The organism is Halomonas kalidii (genome assembly GCF_030010475.1).
GTDB lineage: Bacteria > Pseudomonadota > Gammaproteobacteria > Pseudomonadales > Halomonadaceae > Halomonas > Halomonas heilongjiangensis.
Map to the genome: position 1 here is coordinate 25,703 of NZ_JASCQN010000048.1, position 17,889 is coordinate 43,591.

The window sequence follows — 17,889 nt, forward strand, 5'->3', positions numbered from 1 at the left end:
GACCATGGTGCTAGCCCGTCGCGCGCTTTCCACGAGCCGCCTTGCACGCTCCGCCTGCGGCGCCTGCGCCGCAATGGTGCAAAGCACCAATTTTTGTACAAACCCAATTTATAAATATATAAATGTACAAGTAAAGCCCCGCCATGGGCTAATTGACAATCGCTGGGACGCTTCTATAGTGGGCGAACCTTTTCGCCGGCAACTTCAGCGAAATAACGACATTTCGTCCCACCATGCACTCGAGAGGAGGCCAGATATGGCTGACAGGAAAGCGACACTGACGGTAGACGGTCTGGAGAAGACGATCGAGCTGCCGATCTACGCAGGCACCCTGGGGCCTGACGTGATCGATGTCCGCGGCCTGGGCGCGGAAGGCCTCTTCACCTACGACCCCGGCTTCATGGCCACCTCCTCCTGCCAGTCGGCCATCACCTACATCGATGGCGAAAAGGGCGTGCTGCTGCATCGCGGCTACCCGATCGACCAGCTGGCCAAGGAGTCCAACTTCGTCGAGACCTGCTACCTGCTGCTGTTCGGCGAGCTGCCCAGCGACGAGCAGTACGCGGACTTCGAGTCGCGGGTCCGCAACCACACCATGGTCCACGACCAGATCAACAACTTCTTCAAGGGCTTCCGCCGCGACGCCCACCCGATGTCGATCCTGTGTGGCGTGGTCGGTGGCCTGGCGGCCTTCTACCACGACCACATGGACATCACCCAGGAAGAGGATCGCCAGATCAGCGCGATCCGCCTGATCGCCAAGATGCCGACCCTCGCGGCAATGTCCTACAAGTACAACGTCGGCCAGCCGTTCAACTATCCGCGCAACAACCTGAGCTATGCAGAGAACTTCCTCTACATGATGTTCAGCAACCCGTGCGAGGAGTACCGGATCAACCCGGTCTACGCCAAGGCCATGGACCGCATCTTCATGCTCCACGCCGACCACGAGCAGAACGCCTCCACCTCCACGGTGCGCCTGGCCGGCTCCACCGGTGCCAACCCCTTCGCCTGTATCAGCGCCGGCATCGCCGCGCTGTGGGGCCCGGCCCACGGCGGCGCCAACGAGGCGGTGCTGAAGATGCTCGACGAGATCGGCGACGACTCCGAGGAGAACATCCAGCGCTTCGTCGATCGCGCCAAGGACAAGGACGATCCGTTCAAGCTGATGGGCTTCGGTCACCGCGTCTACCGCAACTTCGACCCGCGCGCCAAGGTGATGAAGGAGACCTGCGACGAGGTGCTGGCCGAGCTCGGCATGGCCGACGACCCCCAGCTCAAGATCGCCAAGCGCCTGGAGCAGATCGCCCTCGAGGACGAGTACTTCATCGAGCGCCAGCTCTACCCGAATGTCGACTTCTACTCCGGCATCATCCTCAAGGCCATGGGCATCCCGACCAACATGTTCACGGTGATCTTCGCCGTGTCGCGCACCATCGGCTGGATCTCCCACTGGCACGAGATGCTCAGCGACAGCTACAAGATCGGTCGCCCGCGCCAGCTCTACACCGGCCATACCCAACGCGACTACCCCGCCAAGGACTATCCTGCCAAGTAAGTCGGCAGGCAGCGGCCCCGGCCGCGACGTGACGGAAAGCCGCCCTCGGGCGGCTTTCTGCGTCATGCAACACCCGAAGAAGGAGCATCAGGATGAGCAGCAGCATCTCGACAGTGGCCTTTATCGGCCTGGGCGTGATGGGCTATCCCATGGCCGGCCACCTGGCCCGCCAGGGGCTGAGCGTGCGCGTCTACAACCGCACCGTCGCCAAGGCCGAGGCCTGGGTCGCCGAGCACGGCGGCAGCCACCACCCCACTCCGCGCGCCGCCGCCGACGGCGCCGACCTGGTACTGGTCTGCGTGGGCAACGACGATGACGTGCGCCATGTGACTACCGGCGATGACGGCGCCCTGTACGGCATGGCCCCGGGCAGCCTGCTGGTGGACCACACCACAGCCTCGGCAGACCTCGCCGAGGAGCTCGACGCCGCCTGCCGCAAGCAGGGCATCGGCTTCATCGACGCCCCGGTCTCCGGCGGCCAGCAGGGCGCCGAAAACGGTACCCTGACCGTCATGTGCGGCGGCACCGAGGACGACTTCGAGCGTACCCGCCCCACCCTCGTCCACTACGGTCGCGCGGTGACCCTGATGGGCGCCGCCGGCAGCGGCCAACTGACCAAGATGGTCAACCAGATCTGCATCGCCGGCCTGGTCCAGGGCCTGGCCGAAGGGCTGCACTTCGCCGAACGGGCCGGCCTCGATCAGCAGCGGGTCGTCGACGTCATCTCCCAGGGGGCCGCCGGCTCCTGGCAGATGGACAACCGCCACAAGACCATGATCGGCGACGAGTACGAGCATGGCTTCGCGGTGAACTGGATGCGCAAGGATCTCGGCATCTGCCTCGAGCAGGCTCGACTCCTGCAGGCCCGCCTGCCGGTGACTGCCCTGGTCGACCAGTTCTATGGCGACCTCCAGGTCATGGGCGGCGGCCGCTGGGACACCTCCTCGCTGCTGCGCCGCCTACGCGCCTTCGACCAGTCGTGACCCCGGATCGGTTGTCGCGGTCCCCTGGTGACCGCGGCATCCTCCGGCCTCTACACGAGCATCAGAATTCTCATACCGACGCACGAGCACAACCATGCCCGCCGGGGTTCGCCCCACCCCGGGGCCGGGCGCCGTGTTTTCCACACATTCTGTGGATAAGCCTGTTCACAACCACACGAAAAGGCCGTCGAATCGCCATGAAATGGGGAACCGCCTTAGATTGATCAATTTTTGATCTTTTCTAACTATATGATTTTAAAGATAATTAAAGAAAACCCCACAACCATGCGGGTTTGCGCCGAAGCTGTGCACAGACGATCTCGCGACAGCCGGCAAAGTGGACAAGTGAAGGCTGATGTCAAGCCCTAAACGCCGCAATGTAACGAGATGTCGGCCCCTTGACAACGGAAGGTAACGAGGTGTAATGGCTTGAGAGACTGATGCCATCTGGTACTTGTGGACAAGTCCACCGGCGGGTGGAAACGAAGAAAAGACGCCTCGGGGCGTCCGCACTTGTCGACATCGAAGGGCGATGGAGGGCAGTTAGAAGTGGCGTCCCATAGGGGGTTCGAACCCCTGTTCCCGCCGTGAAAGGGCGGTGTCCTGGACCACTAGACGAATGGGACGCAGTGCTTCCGATCGAGATGTCGTGGTGGAGCCTAGCGGGATCGAACCGCTGACCTCAACACTGCCAGTGTTGCGCTCTCCCAGCTGAGCTAAGGCCCCGCATCTCGTGAAGACGAGGCGTATGGTACTGATTCGCCTGGTCTTCGTCAACAGGAAAAGCGCCTATTTCCTGCTGCGCTCGATATCCTGGCCGCCGGCGGTGCTCGCTCTCCTCATGTAGCAGGCTACACTCCGGGAGCTGCGCTCCGGCGGCGACCAGCCTATCTTCGCTCGCAACGGAAATATGGCGCTTTTCTCATCCTTTATTGGAGTTCTCGAAACTCTTTTTCGAAGCGCTTGGCCTGCTTCTTGGAGACACCGCCGAGTACCTCGATGGCGTGGCGCAGCCGCGCTCGGGTCATGTCGGAGCCGAGGATTGCCATGGCATCCATCACCGAGGTGCTCGACGACGAACCGGTGATGGCGATGAACACCGGCGCCAGGAAGGCCTTCATCTTCAGCTCGAAGTGCTCGGCCAGCGCCTTGACCTCGGCCAACAGCGCCGCCTTGTGCCAGGCCGGCACGGCCTCGAGGCGCCACACCAGGAACTGCAGCAGCCGGAGCAGTTCCTCGCGGCCGAGCTTGACGTCGTCGAAGCTCTCCTCGTCGATCGCCGGCAGGCCGGAGAAGAAGTGGCCGGCCAGCGGTATCACCTGAGAGAGCGTCTCGACCCGCGGGCGTACCTGGGGCAGGATCTCGCGCACGTACTCCTCGTTGAAGGCCCACTTCATCAACTCCTCGAGGAAGGCCTGGTCGTCGAGTTCCTCACGGATGTAGACGCCGTTGAGCCAGGTGAGCTTCTCCAGGTCGAACACCGGCCCGCCCAGCGATACCCGCTGGATGTCGAAGTGCGCCATCATCTCGTCGAGCGAGAATTTTTCGCGCTCGTCGGGCATCGACCAGCCCATGCGGCCCAGATAGTTGAGCACCGCCTGGGGCAGGAAGCCCATGCGCCGATAGTAGTTGATCGAGGTGGGGTTCTTGCGCTTGGAGAGCTTCGACTTGTCGGGGTTGCGCAGCAGTGGCATATGGCAGAGCGCCGGCATCTCCCAGCCGAAATACTCGTAGAGCAGCTGATGCTTGGGCGCCGAGTTGATCCACTCCTCGCCACGCAGCACGTGGGTGATGCCCATCAGGTGGTCGTCGACCACATTGGCCAGGTGATAGGTGGGCATGCCGTCGGACTTGAGCAGCACCTGAGCATCGACCTGCGCCCAATCCACTTCGATGGTACCGCGCAGCATGTCCTGGATCACGCAGGTGCCGTCGCTGGGCACCTTCATGCGCACCACATGGGGCCATCCCTCCCGCTCGCGGCGCGCCGCCTCATCGGCGGGCAGCGCCAGATCGGCGGGCTTGAGCGCCAGCTGCATGCCGGCCGCCTTGCGCGACTCGCGCAGCTCGTCGAGCTCCTCCGCGGTGCGATAACACTTGAAGGCATGGCCCGAGGCGATCAACTGCCGGGCATACTCGCCATAGATGTCACCGCGCTCGCTCTGGCGGTAGGGCCCGTGGGGGCCGCCCACGTCGGGGCCCTCGTCCCACTCCAGCCCCAACCAGCGCAGCGAGTCGAGGATCATCTGCTCGGATTCGGCGGTGGAGCGTACGCGGTCGGTGTCCTCGATACGCAGGATGAACTGGCCACCATGCTGGCGCGCGAAGCAGAGGTTGAACAGGGCGATATAAGCGGTGCCCACGTGGGGATCGCCGGTGGGTGACGGCGCGATACGGGTGCGTACGGTCATGTCGTCCTTGGTCCTGGCAATGGAAATGACCCCTGCGAACAGGGCAATGGCCGCATTATACGCACCTGACTCACGCCCGGCAGCCGTGTGTCGGGGGAATCATTCCTCCCCGGCGTGGTCCATGCCTGAGTCTCTCGTCAACCTCGGCACCATCGCCCGGCCAACAGGGTGTGTCACCCGCCTTGCGACTCGCGCCCCTGAAGGGCAGTCTGAGGGGCTCTCGCCGGCGCGCGTCGCGGGCCCTCTCGGTTCGAGCCGGCACCGGGTACCCGCGGGAAGCCGATGAAGAGATGAGCAGCCCTACCGATGCGGGGCTTCGAATGCACCGTGATGCCGAATAGCGTTGATGCGCGGTATTGCACAGTTGTGAGCGATCACTGATGATCTCTGGTCCCATTAATCGTCGACAGGATGGAGAAATGGATTCACTAGGCCCTCGTATCAAGGAACTCCGGCTGGAGGCCAATCTCAACAAGGCAGCTCTTGCCCGCAGGGTCGGTGTATCCGACGTCACGATTTCCTATTGGGAATCCGGCGCCATCAAGCAGATCGGTCACGAACGGCTGGTCGCCCTGGCCCAGGCCCTCGGCTGCCCCTTGTCGCGGCTGATCGAGAGCGATGAACGGGGCCGCGCCTCTCCCCTCTATCTGCGTCGCCTGCCGCCGGCGCCCTGGCAGGATCCCGGAGCCCGTGCCATCGAGTTGCCCTTCGAGCTGGTGCCGTCGCAACGCTGGGAGGGCGAGTGCTACCTGCTGACCCCGGCGCCCGGCGAACCATTCGACTTCCTCGACCAGGGCGACCTGATCGCCATCGCTCCCACCGAGGTGTTCCGCCAGCCCGGACTCTATCTGGTCGAACTGGCCGGTGCTCAGTGTGTGCGACGGGTGAGCCAGGGCCCCACCGGCGAGCTGCAGTTCGAACGCCAGACCAGCGACGAGATCACGCCCTACACACCCGACTGCCGGCTGCTCGGCAAGCTGGTGGCCCGTTGGCAGGCCAACCCGCTCTGACCACGGAGGACCCGGCGGGGCTCACTCGACGCCCAGCACCTCGACCTGGTCGGTGGTGCGTCGGGGCTCACTGCCGACCAGGAAACGACGTGAACTGCTCGCCACCTGGCCCAGCCCGTGCCGCGATGTACTGACCAGTGGCCCGCTCAGGTGTTCGCCCTGCTCGCCGATGCGCTGTCTCACCGCCAGTGGCTGCACGCTGGCTTCGGGCAGATTCACGGTGATGCGATAGCCGCCATCCGGCAACCCGCTGCCGGGGCCGAAGGGGCCCGCGGCGAAGCGCCCCTCCTCCAGACCGATACGTGACCGCCAGCGCACGCCGCTGAGCTCACGCTCCACCACGACCAGCAGCCGGGTCGAATCGGGCAGGTTGCTCTCGCCCTCGACCATCAGGCGCCGGTCGCTGAGCAGCGTGGCCTCGAAATCGATCTCCACCGGCTCACTGAAGGGCTCCACCTCCGGCTCGGGGGGAGACGCCGGCGCCTCCTCGGCCACCTCCTCGACCGCCTCGGGATCCTCGATCTCCCCGGGGCCCTCCGTGCCGTCGTCGTTCCCCCCGCACCCCGCCAGCAACAGCAGGAGCAGCCCCATGCCGGACAGTCGACACCACGCCTTCATGCACGCCCTCCAGCCCAATTGATTGACCCTCAGCCTACCACCGCGCCTCCATCCGCGTCCCGCCCGAATGGGCCATGCGGCACGGCATGGGCTCGCCAGTCATGGGCAGCTCGCCGCTGGGGCTGGGGTATCGGCGCGATCGGATTACTGGGGATGGCGTGATGGCTCAACGGGGCTCGGCACAGGCCCGACAGAGAGTGGTGAAGGGCAGCGCCTTGAGTCGCGCCGGAGAGATCGGCTCTTCGCACACCTCGCACGTTTCGCCCTTCCCGGCCTCGATGCGGGCCAAGGCATGCATCACCTGGCGCAGCTCAGCCTCGGCCTCGTCTTCCAGGGAGTCGATCACGTCGTCGTTCTGCACCTCGACGGCCTGTTCCTCCATGTCCTTGTCCAGCGGGCCGCCCCTGTGTTCCTTGTGCGCCCGGTAGCGATCCAGCCGATCGATCAGCTCGTCGCGCAACGCGTCCAGTTCCACCTTCCGATCCGCCATGAGATCACCTCGTGCAGGTCGCGGAATCACGAGCGGGAACACCGCTCTCCTCCCTACTTCATAGCACACGCCATACGCAGGCGATGCCGTGATGGAGTGCAGCAAGACACGAGCAGACGGGCAGGTACCCACGGGATCAAAAAAAACCCGCCGGAAGCGGGCAAAGACAAGGACTAACACGCCTGACATCAGGATGAGGTGAGCAGTGCATACCCTCACTCTAGTCTCCTCTCCTCGACATGGCCGTAGTCCCAGGCGGCGATGTCTGTAAGCCATTGCCCATATCGCGCAACGCCCCACCCCTTGTGATGCCGATGCCTCAAGCAGTGAGGGCGGGCTCCGCCAGCCGAGAGCCTGGCCCGCCATCGATTCAATCGTCCCTGTGCGCCAGGCTCATCAGGTAAAGGGCGGCCCCCAGGGCCAACACCGAGAGCGCCAGGTAAATCGCATCCAGTGGCGTCTGGAAACGAATATCGACCACCGCCCGGAAGAACTCGATGATCACGGCCAGAATCACCACCCGCGCAATCTTGTCCTTCAGCTGATCGAAGGACTGCACATTGAACGGGTGCTTGGTCGCATGCTCCTCGGCCTGCTCGATCGGCGACACGAACAGCCGATAGACACCCAGGCCAAAGATCAGCAGCACGATAGCGATCAGGTAGATGTCGATCGCCATGATGATGCTCGGTACCACCGTGTCGTGGATGTCGGCTCCGACTCCCAGCAGATAGTAGGCGGTGGCCCCCAGCAGGATCTTGAAGATGTCGATGGTGCCGATGATGAACAGCACCAGCGCCCCGATCAGGCTGGGCAGGACCGCCAGCATGACCAGGAACCGCGAGTTCCACAGGAACCGCTCGAACGTCCGTTCCCCTCTCCCTTGCCGCCCTCCGCGAGGCGGCTCATCCTGGTGCTGCGGTTCGACTGGCATGGCATTCCCCCGATGGCCGTGATCGATGGCAGGGCAGTTCCCTGATCATCCCCTCTCCATACTGCCAAAAAAAGTCAGAGGGATGCCTTGCATCGCGACGGAAGGCCGAAGGCTTCCGTCCGTCGATGCAAAAAACCAGGCGCCTGTCGGCGCCAATCGCTCAGCAGAGCTGGGCTCCTACGAACCCCATCTGCAGCAGTCAAGGGCATCACAAGGCCCGCGGAGGCTGGTAGAATGTTTGCCTCCCTGCCCTACCCCTTGTGATGCCGATGCCTCAGCTCGACCGCACCTTCTCCATCGCGCCGATGATGGACTGGACCACGAGAGACTACAGAGTCTTCGCCCGGACCCTGACCCGGCGTGCGCTGCTCTATACCGAGATGGTCACCACCGGCGCCATCCTGCACGGCAGCCCGCGCAGCCGATTCCTCGGCCATGACGAGGTGGAGCATCCGCTGGCACTGCAGTTGGGCGGCAGCGATGCCGGCGAGCTCGCCGAGTGTGCGGCCATCGCCGAGGCGTGGGGCTACGACGAGGTGAACCTCAACGTCGGTTGCCCCAGCGATCGGGTGCAGAACAACCTGATCGGGGCCTGCCTGATGGGCCACCCGGGGAAGGTCGCCGCAGCGGTGCGCGCCATGCAGGCAGCGGTGTCGATTCCGGTGACGGTGAAGTGCCGCATCGGCATCGACGACCAGGACGAGGACGCCGACCTCGAGCGCTTTATCTCTCAAGTGGCTGACGCGGGGTGTAACGTCTTTATCGTCCACGCCCGCAAGGCCTGGCTGCAGGGGCTCTCGCCCAAGGAGAACCGCGATATCCCGCCGCTCAACTATCCACGCGTCCACCGCCTGAAGCAGAGCCGGCCGGAGCTGCATATCGGCATCAACGGCGGGATCAGGACGCTCGACGAGTGCCGCGGGCAGCTCGCGCACGTCGACAGCGTGATGGTCGGCCGCGAGGCCTACCAGAACCCCTGGCTGCTGGCCGGCATCGACCAGGCGCTCTACGGCGAGCCGGGCCCGGCGGCCAGCCGCCATGACGCGGCGCGCGCCCTGCGCCCCTACATCGCCCGGCGGCTCGAGGAAGGCGCCAAGCTCAACCACATCACCCGCCACCTGCTCGGCCTGTTCCAGGGCCAGCCGGGGGGCAGGCGTTTCCGCCGCCACCTCTCCGAGCACGGTCATCTGGACGGCGCCTGCCTGCGAGTCTTCGACGACGCCCTCAGCCTGGTGCCCGAGCGCGAGCCGTCGCCCGCCTGACCCCGCCTTGGGTCAAACCAGGGGCAGGTGCTCCGCTGCGCCACCCAGTTGGTTGGCAATCAGCCGACCAAGGCGTCGTATTCCCTCGTCGATACGCACCGGATCGACGGTGACGAAAGAGAGCCTTAGCGTGTGGGACTGGGGCGCCGTGGCGTAGAACGGCGCCCCCGGCACGAACGCCACCCGCTCGCGAATCGCTTCAGTCAATAGCTCGGTACTGTCCAGCGACTCGGGCAGCGTCACCCAGATGAACATCCCGCCTTCTGGTCGGTTCCACTGCACGCCTTGGGGCATGTACTGCGCCAGCGCCGCGAGCATGGCGTGACAGCGTTCGGCATAGAGGGCGCGAATTTCCGGGATGTGCTCCTCCAGAAAGCCCTGGCTGACGATCTCGTAGACCACCTGTTGGGTGAAACTCGGCGTGTGCAGGTCGGCCGCCTGCTTGATCTGCACCAGCTTGGCGATCAGGGATTCATCGGCAATGACGTAACCCAGCCGCAGCCCCGGTGCCAACACCTTGGAAAACGACCCCAGATGAATCACCTGCTGCGGCGCCAGCGAACGCAGACTGGTCAGTCGCTCCCCCTGATAATCGAGGTCGCCGTAGGGATCATCCTCGATGACCGGCAAGCCATGCTCTCGAGCGATTGCCGCAAGCGCTTCACGACGCGAGAGCGGCAGCCGTCGGCCGGTTGGATTCTGGAAGTTGGGCAGCGCGTAGAGGAAACGCGCTCCCGCGATGACCTCGGCGGTCAATGCCTCGGGCAATACCCCCTGTTCGTCGCTGGCAACCGAGACATATTGCGGCTCGAACAGAGAGAATGCCTGCAGTGCACCCAGGTAGGTCGGCGTTTCCACCAAGATGCGACTGCCGGGATCTATCAACGCCTTGGCGATCAAATCCAGCGCCTGCTGCGAGCCAGTGGTCAGCAGTACCTGTGAAGGCCGCACTTCGGCGCCATCACGGGAATACGTCGTGGCAACCCATTCACGCAGCTTGCCGAACCCTTCACTCGGGCCATACTGCAATGCGCTTTCCGCCTGCTCCGAAAGCACCTTTTGGGTCGCTGCCTGCATCGCCTCCACCGGAAACGTTGCCGCCGACGGCAAGCCGCCGGCAAAGGAGATCATGTCCGGCTGTTCTGTCACTTTCAGGATTTCACGGATAGCGGAACTGGTCAGCGCGTTGGCGCGCCGGGAAAACGGCCACTGCATCGAAGCCTCTCATCGGTGGGTCGCAAATCGCTCAGCATAGACCGCTTTGCCGTCAGGCGCAGCCCGCGGCGAGCACACGGCATTCTCGGCCTCTTGTGGCCTCGAAGCGCGCCACGCTCGGTCTCACCGCCGGGGTCGGTCTGCCGACCCCTTAGGAGCGATCTCGGCGCCAGCAAGGTCAATAGAGCGAATCGGGCGGCGGCTCCAGGCTCGACTGGAAGCTCTCCACGGCACTCTCCGCCTCCTCGATGGCGTCGAAGCGGGCGACATGAAACAGCGCCTCGCCCTCGTTGGCCAGCGGCAGCCGGCTCATGCCGATGACGATGCCGTCGGCCATCGACCTCACCTCGCCCTCGGCGTTGCCGAAGGGATCGGCCACCTTGCCCAGCAGCTCGCCCTTGGCCACCCGCGCCCCCAGGCGCACCTGGGGGCGCAGGATGCCGTCGATGGGCGCCCGCGCCCAGCTGGAGCCGTTGGCCAGCTCCGCCGGTGGCGGCGGGCGACGGCGGTGTTCGCCGGTCAGCATGCCGATCCGCCGCATCACCCGCAGCACGCCACGCACCCCCGGGGCGATCGCCCACTCGTCGAAGCGCAGCGCTTCGCCGGCCTCGTAGGTGAGCACCGGAATGCCGCGGTTCTGGGCATAGTGGCGCAGGCTGCCCTCGCGCAGCTCGGCATTGAGGATCACCGGGGCGCCGAAGGCGTTGGCCATGCGCTCGGTCTCGCTGCCCGGGCTCAGTTGGGCGCGGATCTGCGGCAGGTTGGTGCGGTGGATGGCGCCGGTGTGCAGGTCGACGATATGGGTGGCGTGATCGACGATCTGCTCGCGGAACAGCGCGGCCACCCGTCCGCCCAGCGAGCCCGACTCGCTGCCGGGGAAGCAGCGATTGAGGTCGCGCCGGTCGGGCAGGTAGCGGCTGTGCTGCACGAAGCCGAAGACGTTGACGATGGGGGCGGCGATCAGGGTCCCGCGCACGCTCTGCAGCTGCCGCGAGCGCAGCAGCCGCCGCACGATCTCGACGCTGTTGATCTCGTCGCCATGGATGCCGCCGCAGACCAGCAGCACCGGGCCGTGCTGGCGGCCATGCACCACTTCCACCGGGATGTGCAGCGGCGCATGGGTGTAGAGCCGGGCGACGGGCACGTCAATCTGGGTGCGGGACCCCGCGGCCACCCGGACGCCGGCGAGTTCGAAGGGAGCACGAGCCATGAGACCATCCTTGCACGACGAAAACCCTGTTCTTCATGCATTCCTTATACGCTCAGGATCCCTGCAAGACGAGCCTCCTATCCATACATCCGTGAATGTAAATCCCGACCGACTCGGGTAGAATACGGCTATCCCGTCATCTTCGGAGTTCCCTCCCCATGGCCAGACGTACCAAGGCCGAGGCCGCCGCTACCCGTGAAGCCCTGCTCGACGCCGCCGAGGAAGTCTTCCTGGAGAAGGGCGTGGCGCGCACCTCACTGGAGCAGATCGCCCGCCATGCGGGCATGACCCGTGGTGCCGTCTACTGGCACTTCAAGAACAAGGCCGATCTCTTCCGCGCCCTGCTTGAGCGGGTCCGCATGCCCTTCGAGGAACTGGTCGAGGAGATCGATGACCCCGGCCTCGCCGACGCCCCCCTGGAAGCCATTCGTCTGGCATGCCGGCTGGGATTCATCCGCCTCGAGCAGCCACGCTATCGCCGCGTGCATGCCATCCTGATCCATCACTGCGAGGTATTCGGCGACATCGACCCCCTCGCCATGCAGAACGAGATGGCCGAGGAGTCCTGTGGCGCCCTGCAGGAGTATTTCACCAACGCCGCCAGGCTCGGCCAGCTACGCCCCGACATCCCCCCGGAGGTGGCGGCGCAGTTGCTGCAGTCCTGCCTCGGCGGGCTCTTCCACGACTGGCTGCGCAACTACGAGCAATTCTCGATCCTCGAGCGCGGCATGGAACTGGTGAATACCCTGCTGCGCCTGGTCAGCGCCCCCTGATCCACCGGGCAGCCCAGGCACGCTCAATGGGAGGCGGCCGTTCCTCCACCCCGCCGCCGTCCCCGTAGGCGACTCAGGCGGATCCGCGCCTCCAGATAGTCGCGCTGGAGCACGCTGCGATAGCTTCCCTCGCCAGCCAGGTACTTGACCAGCACCCGCCGTTCGCCGCGGGCGGGCATGGCGCCGGCCTTGCCGTGCAGGCGCACCCGGCACTCCGGGTCATCCGCCAGGGTCGCCATGGCGCAGCCGTCCTCTCCGGAATTCTCGCTCACCACCACCGTCTCGCCCAGCAGGCAACGCCGCGGCGAATGGCGATGGAACCAGCGATGCAGGCGATGACAGAGCGATGCGGCCAGCGGAGAGGCGAGCACGAAGGCCCCCCACAGCACCGCCACCCCGACCGGTATCCGGAACAGCCCCAGCGGCAGCCAGCGCAGCACGACGAGCTCCACGGCCAGGGTGATGACGCTCGCCAACACCAGCAGCACCGTCAGCGAGAAGGAGGCCGGCACGCCGGCGAAGCCCAGGGCGACCAGGGTGCTGGCCAGGTGATCGCCCTTGAGGCTGTCGTGCTCGAAGAGCTCCACCGACACCAGGCGTAGCGCCACCAGCAACCAGTAGAGCATCACGAGCGCCAGCAGCAAGGTGAAGACCACCAGCGGAAAGCTCAGGGCCGACTGCAGAACGGATGCCATGGCGCGCGCCTCCTGCCGGTACCGAATCGAAGAGCCGGGGCCGGCAAATGGGTTGTCTCCTTCAGCGTAGACCACCCCGGTGGGAAGCCACCCGGCTTCGGACCGACCGGCAACGCGCCCCTCGACGGCAGCGCCGGGGCGACGAAAAAGGGCACCACCCCGCCAGGAGTGATGCCCCGTCGCCGCGGACGAAGCGCGATCAGCGCCGATCGCTCTCCACTGCCGGCTGGTGCTCGGAGGCCTCATGGCCGCCCAGCTTGTGCCGCAGCCAGTCGGTGACATGGGCGATCATCGCGTAGAAGGTCGGTACGAAGAAACTGCCCAGTATCGCCACCGCAGCCATGCCCACCGCCACCGTGGTGCCGATATGGTGGCTGCTGGTGTCGCTGGCCCCGGTGGCCAGGGCCAGCGGCAGGGTGCCGAAGATGAACGCCAGCGAGGTCATGACGATCGGCCGGAAGCGCAGCTCCGCGGCGGTCACCGCCGCCTCGCGGATCGTCTTGCCGAGCTCCTTGCGCTGGAGTTCGGCGAACTCCACGATCAGGATGGCGTTCTTGGCCGCCAGCCCCACCACCACCAGCATGCCGATCTGCACATAGACGCTGGTATCCAGGCCGCGCAACACGATCCCGCCGATCCCGCCGAGGAAGGCGAAGGGGGTCGCCGTGAGCACCGCCAGGGGCAACGACCAGCTCTCGTACTGGGCCGCCAGGATCAGGAACACCATCAGCAGACCGAAGACGATGGCCAGCGTGGCGGTGTTGCCGATGTTGCTCTCCTGGTAGGCCGTGCCCGTCCAGCCCATGCCCCAGTTGCCCCCCAGGGTCTCCGCGACGATTTCCTCCATGGCCTCGATGGCCTGGCCGGAGCTGTAGCCCGGCGCTGGACTCCCCTGGAACTGGGCTCCGAGATAGACCCCGAAGCGCGAGACCACCGCCGGGCCGGCCTGACGCTCGAGCTCGACGAACTCGGAGAGCGGGATCCGCTCGCCGTTGCCGCCCCGTACATAGACGTTGGCGATGTCGTCCGGCGTCCTGCGGAACTCATCCTCGTTCTGCAGGTAGACCTGGAAGTTACGGTTCTGGTAGCTGAAGTAGTTGACGAAGCCGTTGCCGAAGGTGTTCGACAGGGTGGCATTGAGATCCTCCAGCGCTACGCCATAGCTCAGCGCCTTCTGCTGATCGATCTCGGCCCGGTAGCCCGGCACGTTGACGTTGAAGGTGGTGAACACCTGGCGCAGTGCCGGATGCTGGTTGGCCGCCTGCATCACCTGCAGCGAAGCCTGATAGAGCTCCTGGGACGAGGCCCCCTCGAAGGACTGTAGGTAGCCGGTGAAGCCGCCGGTGGTGGAGAGCCCCATGATCGGCGGCACGTTGAAGGCCATGGCCGAGCCGCCCTCGATCTGCGCCCCCAGCTGCATGATGCGGCCCACCAGCTCGTCGGCGGTCAGCTCGCGCTCGCCCCAGGGATCCATGTTGATGAACATGATGCCCCGCGCCGTGTTCACCGCGCTGGAGAGGATGTCGTACCCCGCCACCGCCGAGGAGTAGCGCACCCCCGGAATCGCCTCGATCTGCTCGCTGAGCCTGGCCATGTAGGCGCTGGTGCGGTCCAGCGAGGCCGAATCGGGCAGCGAGATGCTGGCCAGCACGATGCCCTGGTCGGTCTCGGGCACCAGGGTCGAGGGGGTGCGCTCGTAGAGCCACCAGGAGCCGGCGCCGACCGCCGCGGTCAGCAGCAGGGCGACCCCCCAGTACCTCACCAGTGCCCTCACCACCCACATGTAGACGGCGGTGATACCGGCGAAGAGCCGGTCGAAGAGGCGCAGCGGCGTGTTGATCGCCCGCCTCAGCTTCGACTCGCCGAGCCGTGGCTTGTGCTTGATGAAGATCGCACTCAGGGCCGGCGTGAAGGTCAGCGCCATCAACGCCGAGAAGGCCACCGAGATGGCCACAGTCAGGGCGAACTGCTGGTAGATCTGCCCGGTGAACCCGCCGAGGAAGGCCACCGGCACGAAGACCGCGGCCATGATCAGCGAGGTGGCGATGACCGGCCCCCCCACCTCCCGCATGGCACGAACGGTGGCGTCCCGCACCGAGATCGACTCGTCCTCGCTGAGCACCCGCTCGACGTTCTCTACCACCAGGATGGCGTCATCCACCACGATGCCGATCGACAGCACCAGGGCGAACAGCGTCAGCAGGTTGATCGAGAAGCCGAACATGTAGAAGCCGGCGAAGGTGGCCAGCACCGAGACCGGCACCACCGACATGGCGATCACCGTGAAGCGCCAGTTCTGCAGGAAGATGAACAGGATGACGCCGACGATCAGGAAGGCCTCGATGAACACCTTGGTGACGGTATTCACCGAGGCGTCGATGAACAGCGTGGTGTCATAGGGCACCACGTACTCCAGCCCGGGCGGGAAGCGCCCTTCCAGCTCTGCCATGGTGGCTTCGACCGCCTCGGAAGTCTCCAGCGCGTTGGCCCCGGGTTGCTGGTTGATGATGATCGGCGTCATGGTGGCGCCGTTGAGCCGCGCCTCGACCCCGTAGAAGGACGCCCCCAGCTCGATCCGCGCCACATCGGAGAGTCGCAGGGCGGAGCCATCGGGGTTGGTACGCAGGAAGATATCGCGAAAGTCGTCGGCGTCGGAGAGTCGCCCGCCCGCGGTGATGGTGTAGGTATAGGCGCGCGGCTCGCTCTGGGGCGTGGCCGCCAGGTTACCCGCCGGCACCTCGGTGTTCTGGGCGCGGATGGCACTGGCGACCTCGGTGGGCGTCAGGTCGTACTGGGCCAGCTTGTCCGGGTCCATCCAGACGCGCATGGCGAATTCGCCGCCACCGAGCACCTCGGCGTTGCCCACCCCCGGCACCTGGCGCAGCTCGTCGAGGATATTGAGGGTGGCGTAGTTCTGCATGAAGACGTTGTTGTAGTCGCCTTCCGGCGAGATCAGCGCCACCAGCATCAGGATCGAGCTGGAGCGCAGTTCCACCGTCACCCCCTGGGACTGCACCGCCTCGGGCAGCTGCGAGAGCGCGCCCTGCACCCGGTTGTTGACGTTGATGGTGTTGATGTCCCCGTCGGTGCCGATGTCGAAGGCGACATCGAGGCTCATGGAGCCGTTGTCGGCACTGTTCGAGGTCATGTAGAGCATGTTCTCGACGCCGTTGATCGCCTCGGCCAGCGGGGCGGCCACCGTCTGGGCGACGGTCTCGGCATTGGCGCCGGGGAAACGGGCCTGGACCGACACCGTGGGGGGTACCACGCTGGGGTACTGCTCGATGGGCAGCACCCGCATGCTCATCACCCCGACCAGGGTGAGGATGATGGCCAGCACCGTGGCAAAGATGGGGCGCTTGATGAAGAAGTTGGAAAAGCTCATTGGTCCCCTTCCCCTTCACTCGGCGCGGGAGCCTGGCCCTCCCCCATGGCCGCCACCGCGGCTGCCTGGTCCCCTTCCCGGGCGTCGGCCTCGGCCTCCTCGACCGCGTCGACGATCTCGCCGGCATCCCCCCCGAAGGGTTGCGGGTCGATGGGCGCACCGGGCTCGATGCCGGCCGGATCGCCGACCACGACCCGGTCACCGGGCTCCAGTCCCTCACGAATGATCTGCCAGGGCCCGGCCACTTCGCCCAGGGCCACGGTACGGGAACGGGCGACGTTGTCCTCGTCGAGCACGAACACCTGGGGGCCCATCAGTCCCTGGGTCACCGCGATCTCGGGCACCGCCAGCACATCGAAGCGCTTCATGCCCTCGAGGCGCACTCGCACGAACTGGCCGGGCAGCACCTGAGCATCGGGGTTGTCGAAGGTAGCCGAGGCCTGCACGGTACTGGTGCCCTGGTCGACCCGCGACCCCAGGAAGGTCAGGTTCCCTTGCAGGTTCCCCACCCCGTTACCCTCCAGAGCCGGTGTCTGCAGGCTGGCACCGACCTCCGACAGGGGCTGGTCATCGAGCTGGCGCCGCAGCTCGAAGGCATCGCGCTGGGGCAACTGGAAGCGCACCTCCAGCGGGTCCAGCGGGGTGATGGTGGCGAGTTCGGTACCGGCGCTGACCAGGTTGCCCACGTTGACCTGGCTGAGGCCGATCATGCCAGCCACCGGCGCCGTCACCTCGGCATAGCCGAGATCGATGTTGGCGCTCGCCAGGGCCGCCTCGGCCTGGGCGACGCTGGCCTGGGCGACGCCCAGCTCGGTTCTCGCCTGATCATACTGCTGGCGGCTCACCGAGTTCTGGCTCAACAGCTGCTCGAAGCGGTTGGCATCCCGCTGAGCGCGGGACAGCTCGGCACGGGCGCTCTGCAGGTCGGCCTCACGCTGGCTGGCCACCGCCTGGTAGAGGTCCGGCTCGATGGTATAGAGGCGCTGCCCGGCTTCCACCAACTGACCGGGCTCGAAGTGCCGCTCCTCGAGGAAGCCGGTCACCCGAGCCACCAGGGTGACCTCGTCATCGCTGCGCAACAACGAGGGATAGGACTTGTCCAGCGGGATATCCTGCCGCGCCATCTCCATTACCTCCACCGATCGTGGAGGCCGTTCCTGGCCACCGGCCGCCTGCTGCTGTGGCGTCTCGTCCTGACCACAAGCCGCCAGCAACAGGCCCGCGGCCAGCACCAGCAAGACGGCCCGGCCACTACGGATCATCGTTCTCATGACTTCTCTCAACCCCGTTGAGTAGATCGAAAAGTGGACGAATTTTACATTCATTCATGTATGGATGTAAATGT

The 17,889-nt window shown here is 65.5% G+C and carries 14 protein-coding genes and 2 tRNA genes; 5 read left to right on the plus strand and 11 right to left on the minus strand.

Annotated features, from left to right (window positions below; genetic code table 11):
* Nucleotides 1-256 precede the first annotated feature (256 nt).
* Nucleotides 257-1,558: a citrate synthase gene (gene gltA, locus QLQ85_RS15220; protein ID WP_282739772.1), complete on the plus strand. Its 1,302-nt coding sequence runs from the start codon at nt 257-259 to the stop codon at nt 1,556-1,558.
* Nucleotides 1,559-1,650: 92 nt separating this feature from the next.
* Nucleotides 1,651-2,541, plus strand: a complete 891-nt coding sequence (locus tag QLQ85_RS15225; RefSeq protein WP_282739773.1) for an NAD(P)-dependent oxidoreductase — start codon at nt 1,651-1,653, stop codon at nt 2,539-2,541.
* A 550-nt stretch (nt 2,542-3,091) separates the two neighbouring features.
* On the opposite strand, the gene QLQ85_RS15230 is transcribed toward QLQ85_RS15225, so the two are convergent.
* The 3 genes from QLQ85_RS15230 to gltX form a co-directional block, all read right to left on the minus strand.
* Nucleotides 3,092-3,167 (minus strand) — tRNA-Glu (locus QLQ85_RS15230).
* Between the two features lie 24 nt (nt 3,168-3,191).
* A tRNA-Ala gene (locus QLQ85_RS15235) sits at nt 3,192-3,267 on the minus strand.
* Between the two features lie 203 nt (nt 3,268-3,470).
* A complete protein-coding gene (gltX, locus tag QLQ85_RS15240; RefSeq protein ID WP_282739774.1) occupies nt 3,471-4,952 on the minus strand; it encodes a glutamate--tRNA ligase in 1,482 nt (493 codons plus the stop codon).
* Between the two features lie 419 nt (nt 4,953-5,371).
* On the opposite strand from gltX, the gene QLQ85_RS15245 reads away from it, so the two are divergent.
* Nucleotides 5,372-5,962 (plus strand): helix-turn-helix domain-containing protein, encoded by a 591-nt coding sequence (locus QLQ85_RS15245; protein ID WP_282739775.1) that lies wholly within the window; start codon nt 5,372-5,374, stop codon nt 5,960-5,962.
* A gap of 21 nt (nt 5,963-5,983) precedes the next feature.
* Here QLQ85_RS15245 and QLQ85_RS15250 read toward each other — a convergent pair whose 3' ends face one another.
* The 3 genes from QLQ85_RS15250 to QLQ85_RS15260 form a co-directional block, all read right to left on the minus strand.
* Nucleotides 5,984-6,580: a hypothetical protein gene (locus QLQ85_RS15250; RefSeq protein WP_282739776.1), complete on the minus strand. Its 597-nt coding sequence runs from the start codon at nt 6,578-6,580 to the stop codon at nt 5,984-5,986.
* A 166-nt stretch (nt 6,581-6,746) separates the two neighbouring features.
* A complete protein-coding gene (locus QLQ85_RS15255) occupies nt 6,747-7,070 on the minus strand; it encodes a TraR/DksA family transcriptional regulator (protein WP_102629861.1) in 324 nt (107 codons plus the stop codon).
* Between the two features lie 370 nt (nt 7,071-7,440).
* The gene (locus tag QLQ85_RS15260; protein WP_282739777.1) at nt 7,441-8,004 is read right to left on the minus strand and encodes a YqhA family protein; all 564 of its coding nucleotides are present in this window, start codon (nt 8,002-8,004) and stop codon (nt 7,441-7,443) included.
* A 269-nt stretch (nt 8,005-8,273) separates the two neighbouring features.
* Here QLQ85_RS15260 and dusA point away from each other — a divergent pair, with 269 nt between their 5' ends.
* Nucleotides 8,274-9,266: a tRNA dihydrouridine(20/20a) synthase DusA gene (gene dusA / locus QLQ85_RS15265; RefSeq protein ID WP_282739778.1), complete on the plus strand. Its 993-nt coding sequence runs from the start codon at nt 8,274-8,276 to the stop codon at nt 9,264-9,266.
* Nucleotides 9,267-9,278: 12 nt separating this feature from the next.
* Here dusA and QLQ85_RS15270 read toward each other — a convergent pair whose 3' ends face one another.
* Together QLQ85_RS15270 and QLQ85_RS15275 are read right to left on the minus strand one after the other, a co-directional pair.
* A complete protein-coding gene (locus QLQ85_RS15270) occupies nt 9,279-10,481 on the minus strand; it encodes an aminotransferase-like domain-containing protein (protein WP_282739779.1) in 1,203 nt (400 codons plus the stop codon).
* Nucleotides 10,482-10,659: 178 nt separating this feature from the next.
* Nucleotides 10,660-11,691 (minus strand): succinylglutamate desuccinylase/aspartoacylase family protein, encoded by a 1,032-nt coding sequence (locus QLQ85_RS15275; RefSeq protein WP_282721367.1) that lies wholly within the window; start codon nt 11,689-11,691, stop codon nt 10,660-10,662.
* 158 nt (nt 11,692-11,849) lie between these two features.
* Between QLQ85_RS15275 and QLQ85_RS15280 the strand changes: the two genes are divergently transcribed.
* Complete coding sequence (locus tag QLQ85_RS15280; RefSeq protein ID WP_282739780.1) at nt 11,850-12,464, plus strand: TetR family transcriptional regulator; 615 nt, start codon at nt 11,850-11,852, stop codon at nt 12,462-12,464.
* Nucleotides 12,465-12,487: 23 nt separating this feature from the next.
* On the opposite strand, the gene QLQ85_RS15285 is transcribed toward QLQ85_RS15280, so the two are convergent.
* The 3 genes from QLQ85_RS15285 to QLQ85_RS15295 form a co-directional block, all read right to left on the minus strand.
* Nucleotides 12,488-13,159, minus strand: a complete 672-nt coding sequence (locus QLQ85_RS15285; protein WP_282739781.1) for a hypothetical protein — start codon at nt 13,157-13,159, stop codon at nt 12,488-12,490.
* A gap of 199 nt (nt 13,160-13,358) precedes the next feature.
* Complete coding sequence (locus tag QLQ85_RS15290) at nt 13,359-16,544, minus strand: efflux RND transporter permease subunit (RefSeq protein WP_282739782.1); 3,186 nt, start codon at nt 16,542-16,544, stop codon at nt 13,359-13,361.
* Nucleotides 16,541-17,815, minus strand: a complete 1,275-nt coding sequence (locus tag QLQ85_RS15295) for an efflux RND transporter periplasmic adaptor subunit (protein WP_282739783.1) — start codon at nt 17,813-17,815, stop codon at nt 16,541-16,543. Before QLQ85_RS15295 ends, QLQ85_RS15290 begins: the two co-directional genes overlap by 4 nt.
* Nucleotides 17,816-17,889 lie beyond the last annotated feature (74 nt).

Coding starts and splice junctions, on each gene's coding strand:
- gltA (WP_282739772.1), top strand. CDS start 257: ATGGCTGACAGGAAAGCGACACTGACGGTAGACGGTCTGGAGAAGACG.
- QLQ85_RS15225 (WP_282739773.1), top strand. CDS start 1,651: ATGAGCAGCAGCATCTCGACAGTGGCCTTTATCGGCCTGGGCGTGATG.
- gltX (WP_282739774.1), bottom strand. CDS start 4,952: ATGACCGTACGCACCCGTATCGCGCCGTCACCCACCGGCGATCCCCAC.
- QLQ85_RS15245 (WP_282739775.1), top strand. CDS start 5,372: ATGGATTCACTAGGCCCTCGTATCAAGGAACTCCGGCTGGAGGCCAAT.
- QLQ85_RS15250 (WP_282739776.1), bottom strand. CDS start 6,580: ATGAAGGCGTGGTGTCGACTGTCCGGCATGGGGCTGCTCCTGCTGTTG.
- QLQ85_RS15255 (WP_102629861.1), bottom strand. CDS start 7,070: ATGGCGGATCGGAAGGTGGAACTGGACGCGTTGCGCGACGAGCTGATC.
- QLQ85_RS15260 (WP_282739777.1), bottom strand. CDS start 8,004: ATGCCAGTCGAACCGCAGCACCAGGATGAGCCGCCTCGCGGAGGGCGG.
- dusA (WP_282739778.1), top strand. CDS start 8,274: ATGCCTCAGCTCGACCGCACCTTCTCCATCGCGCCGATGATGGACTGG.
- QLQ85_RS15270 (WP_282739779.1), bottom strand. CDS start 10,481: ATGCAGTGGCCGTTTTCCCGGCGCGCCAACGCGCTGACCAGTTCCGCT.
- QLQ85_RS15275 (WP_282721367.1), bottom strand. CDS start 11,691: ATGGCTCGTGCTCCCTTCGAACTCGCCGGCGTCCGGGTGGCCGCGGGG.
- QLQ85_RS15280 (WP_282739780.1), top strand. CDS start 11,850: ATGGCCAGACGTACCAAGGCCGAGGCCGCCGCTACCCGTGAAGCCCTG.
- QLQ85_RS15285 (WP_282739781.1), bottom strand. CDS start 13,159: ATGGCATCCGTTCTGCAGTCGGCCCTGAGCTTTCCGCTGGTGGTCTTC.
- QLQ85_RS15290 (WP_282739782.1), bottom strand. CDS start 16,544: ATGAGCTTTTCCAACTTCTTCATCAAGCGCCCCATCTTTGCCACGGTG.
- QLQ85_RS15295 (WP_282739783.1), bottom strand. CDS start 17,815: ATGAGAACGATGATCCGTAGTGGCCGGGCCGTCTTGCTGGTGCTGGCC.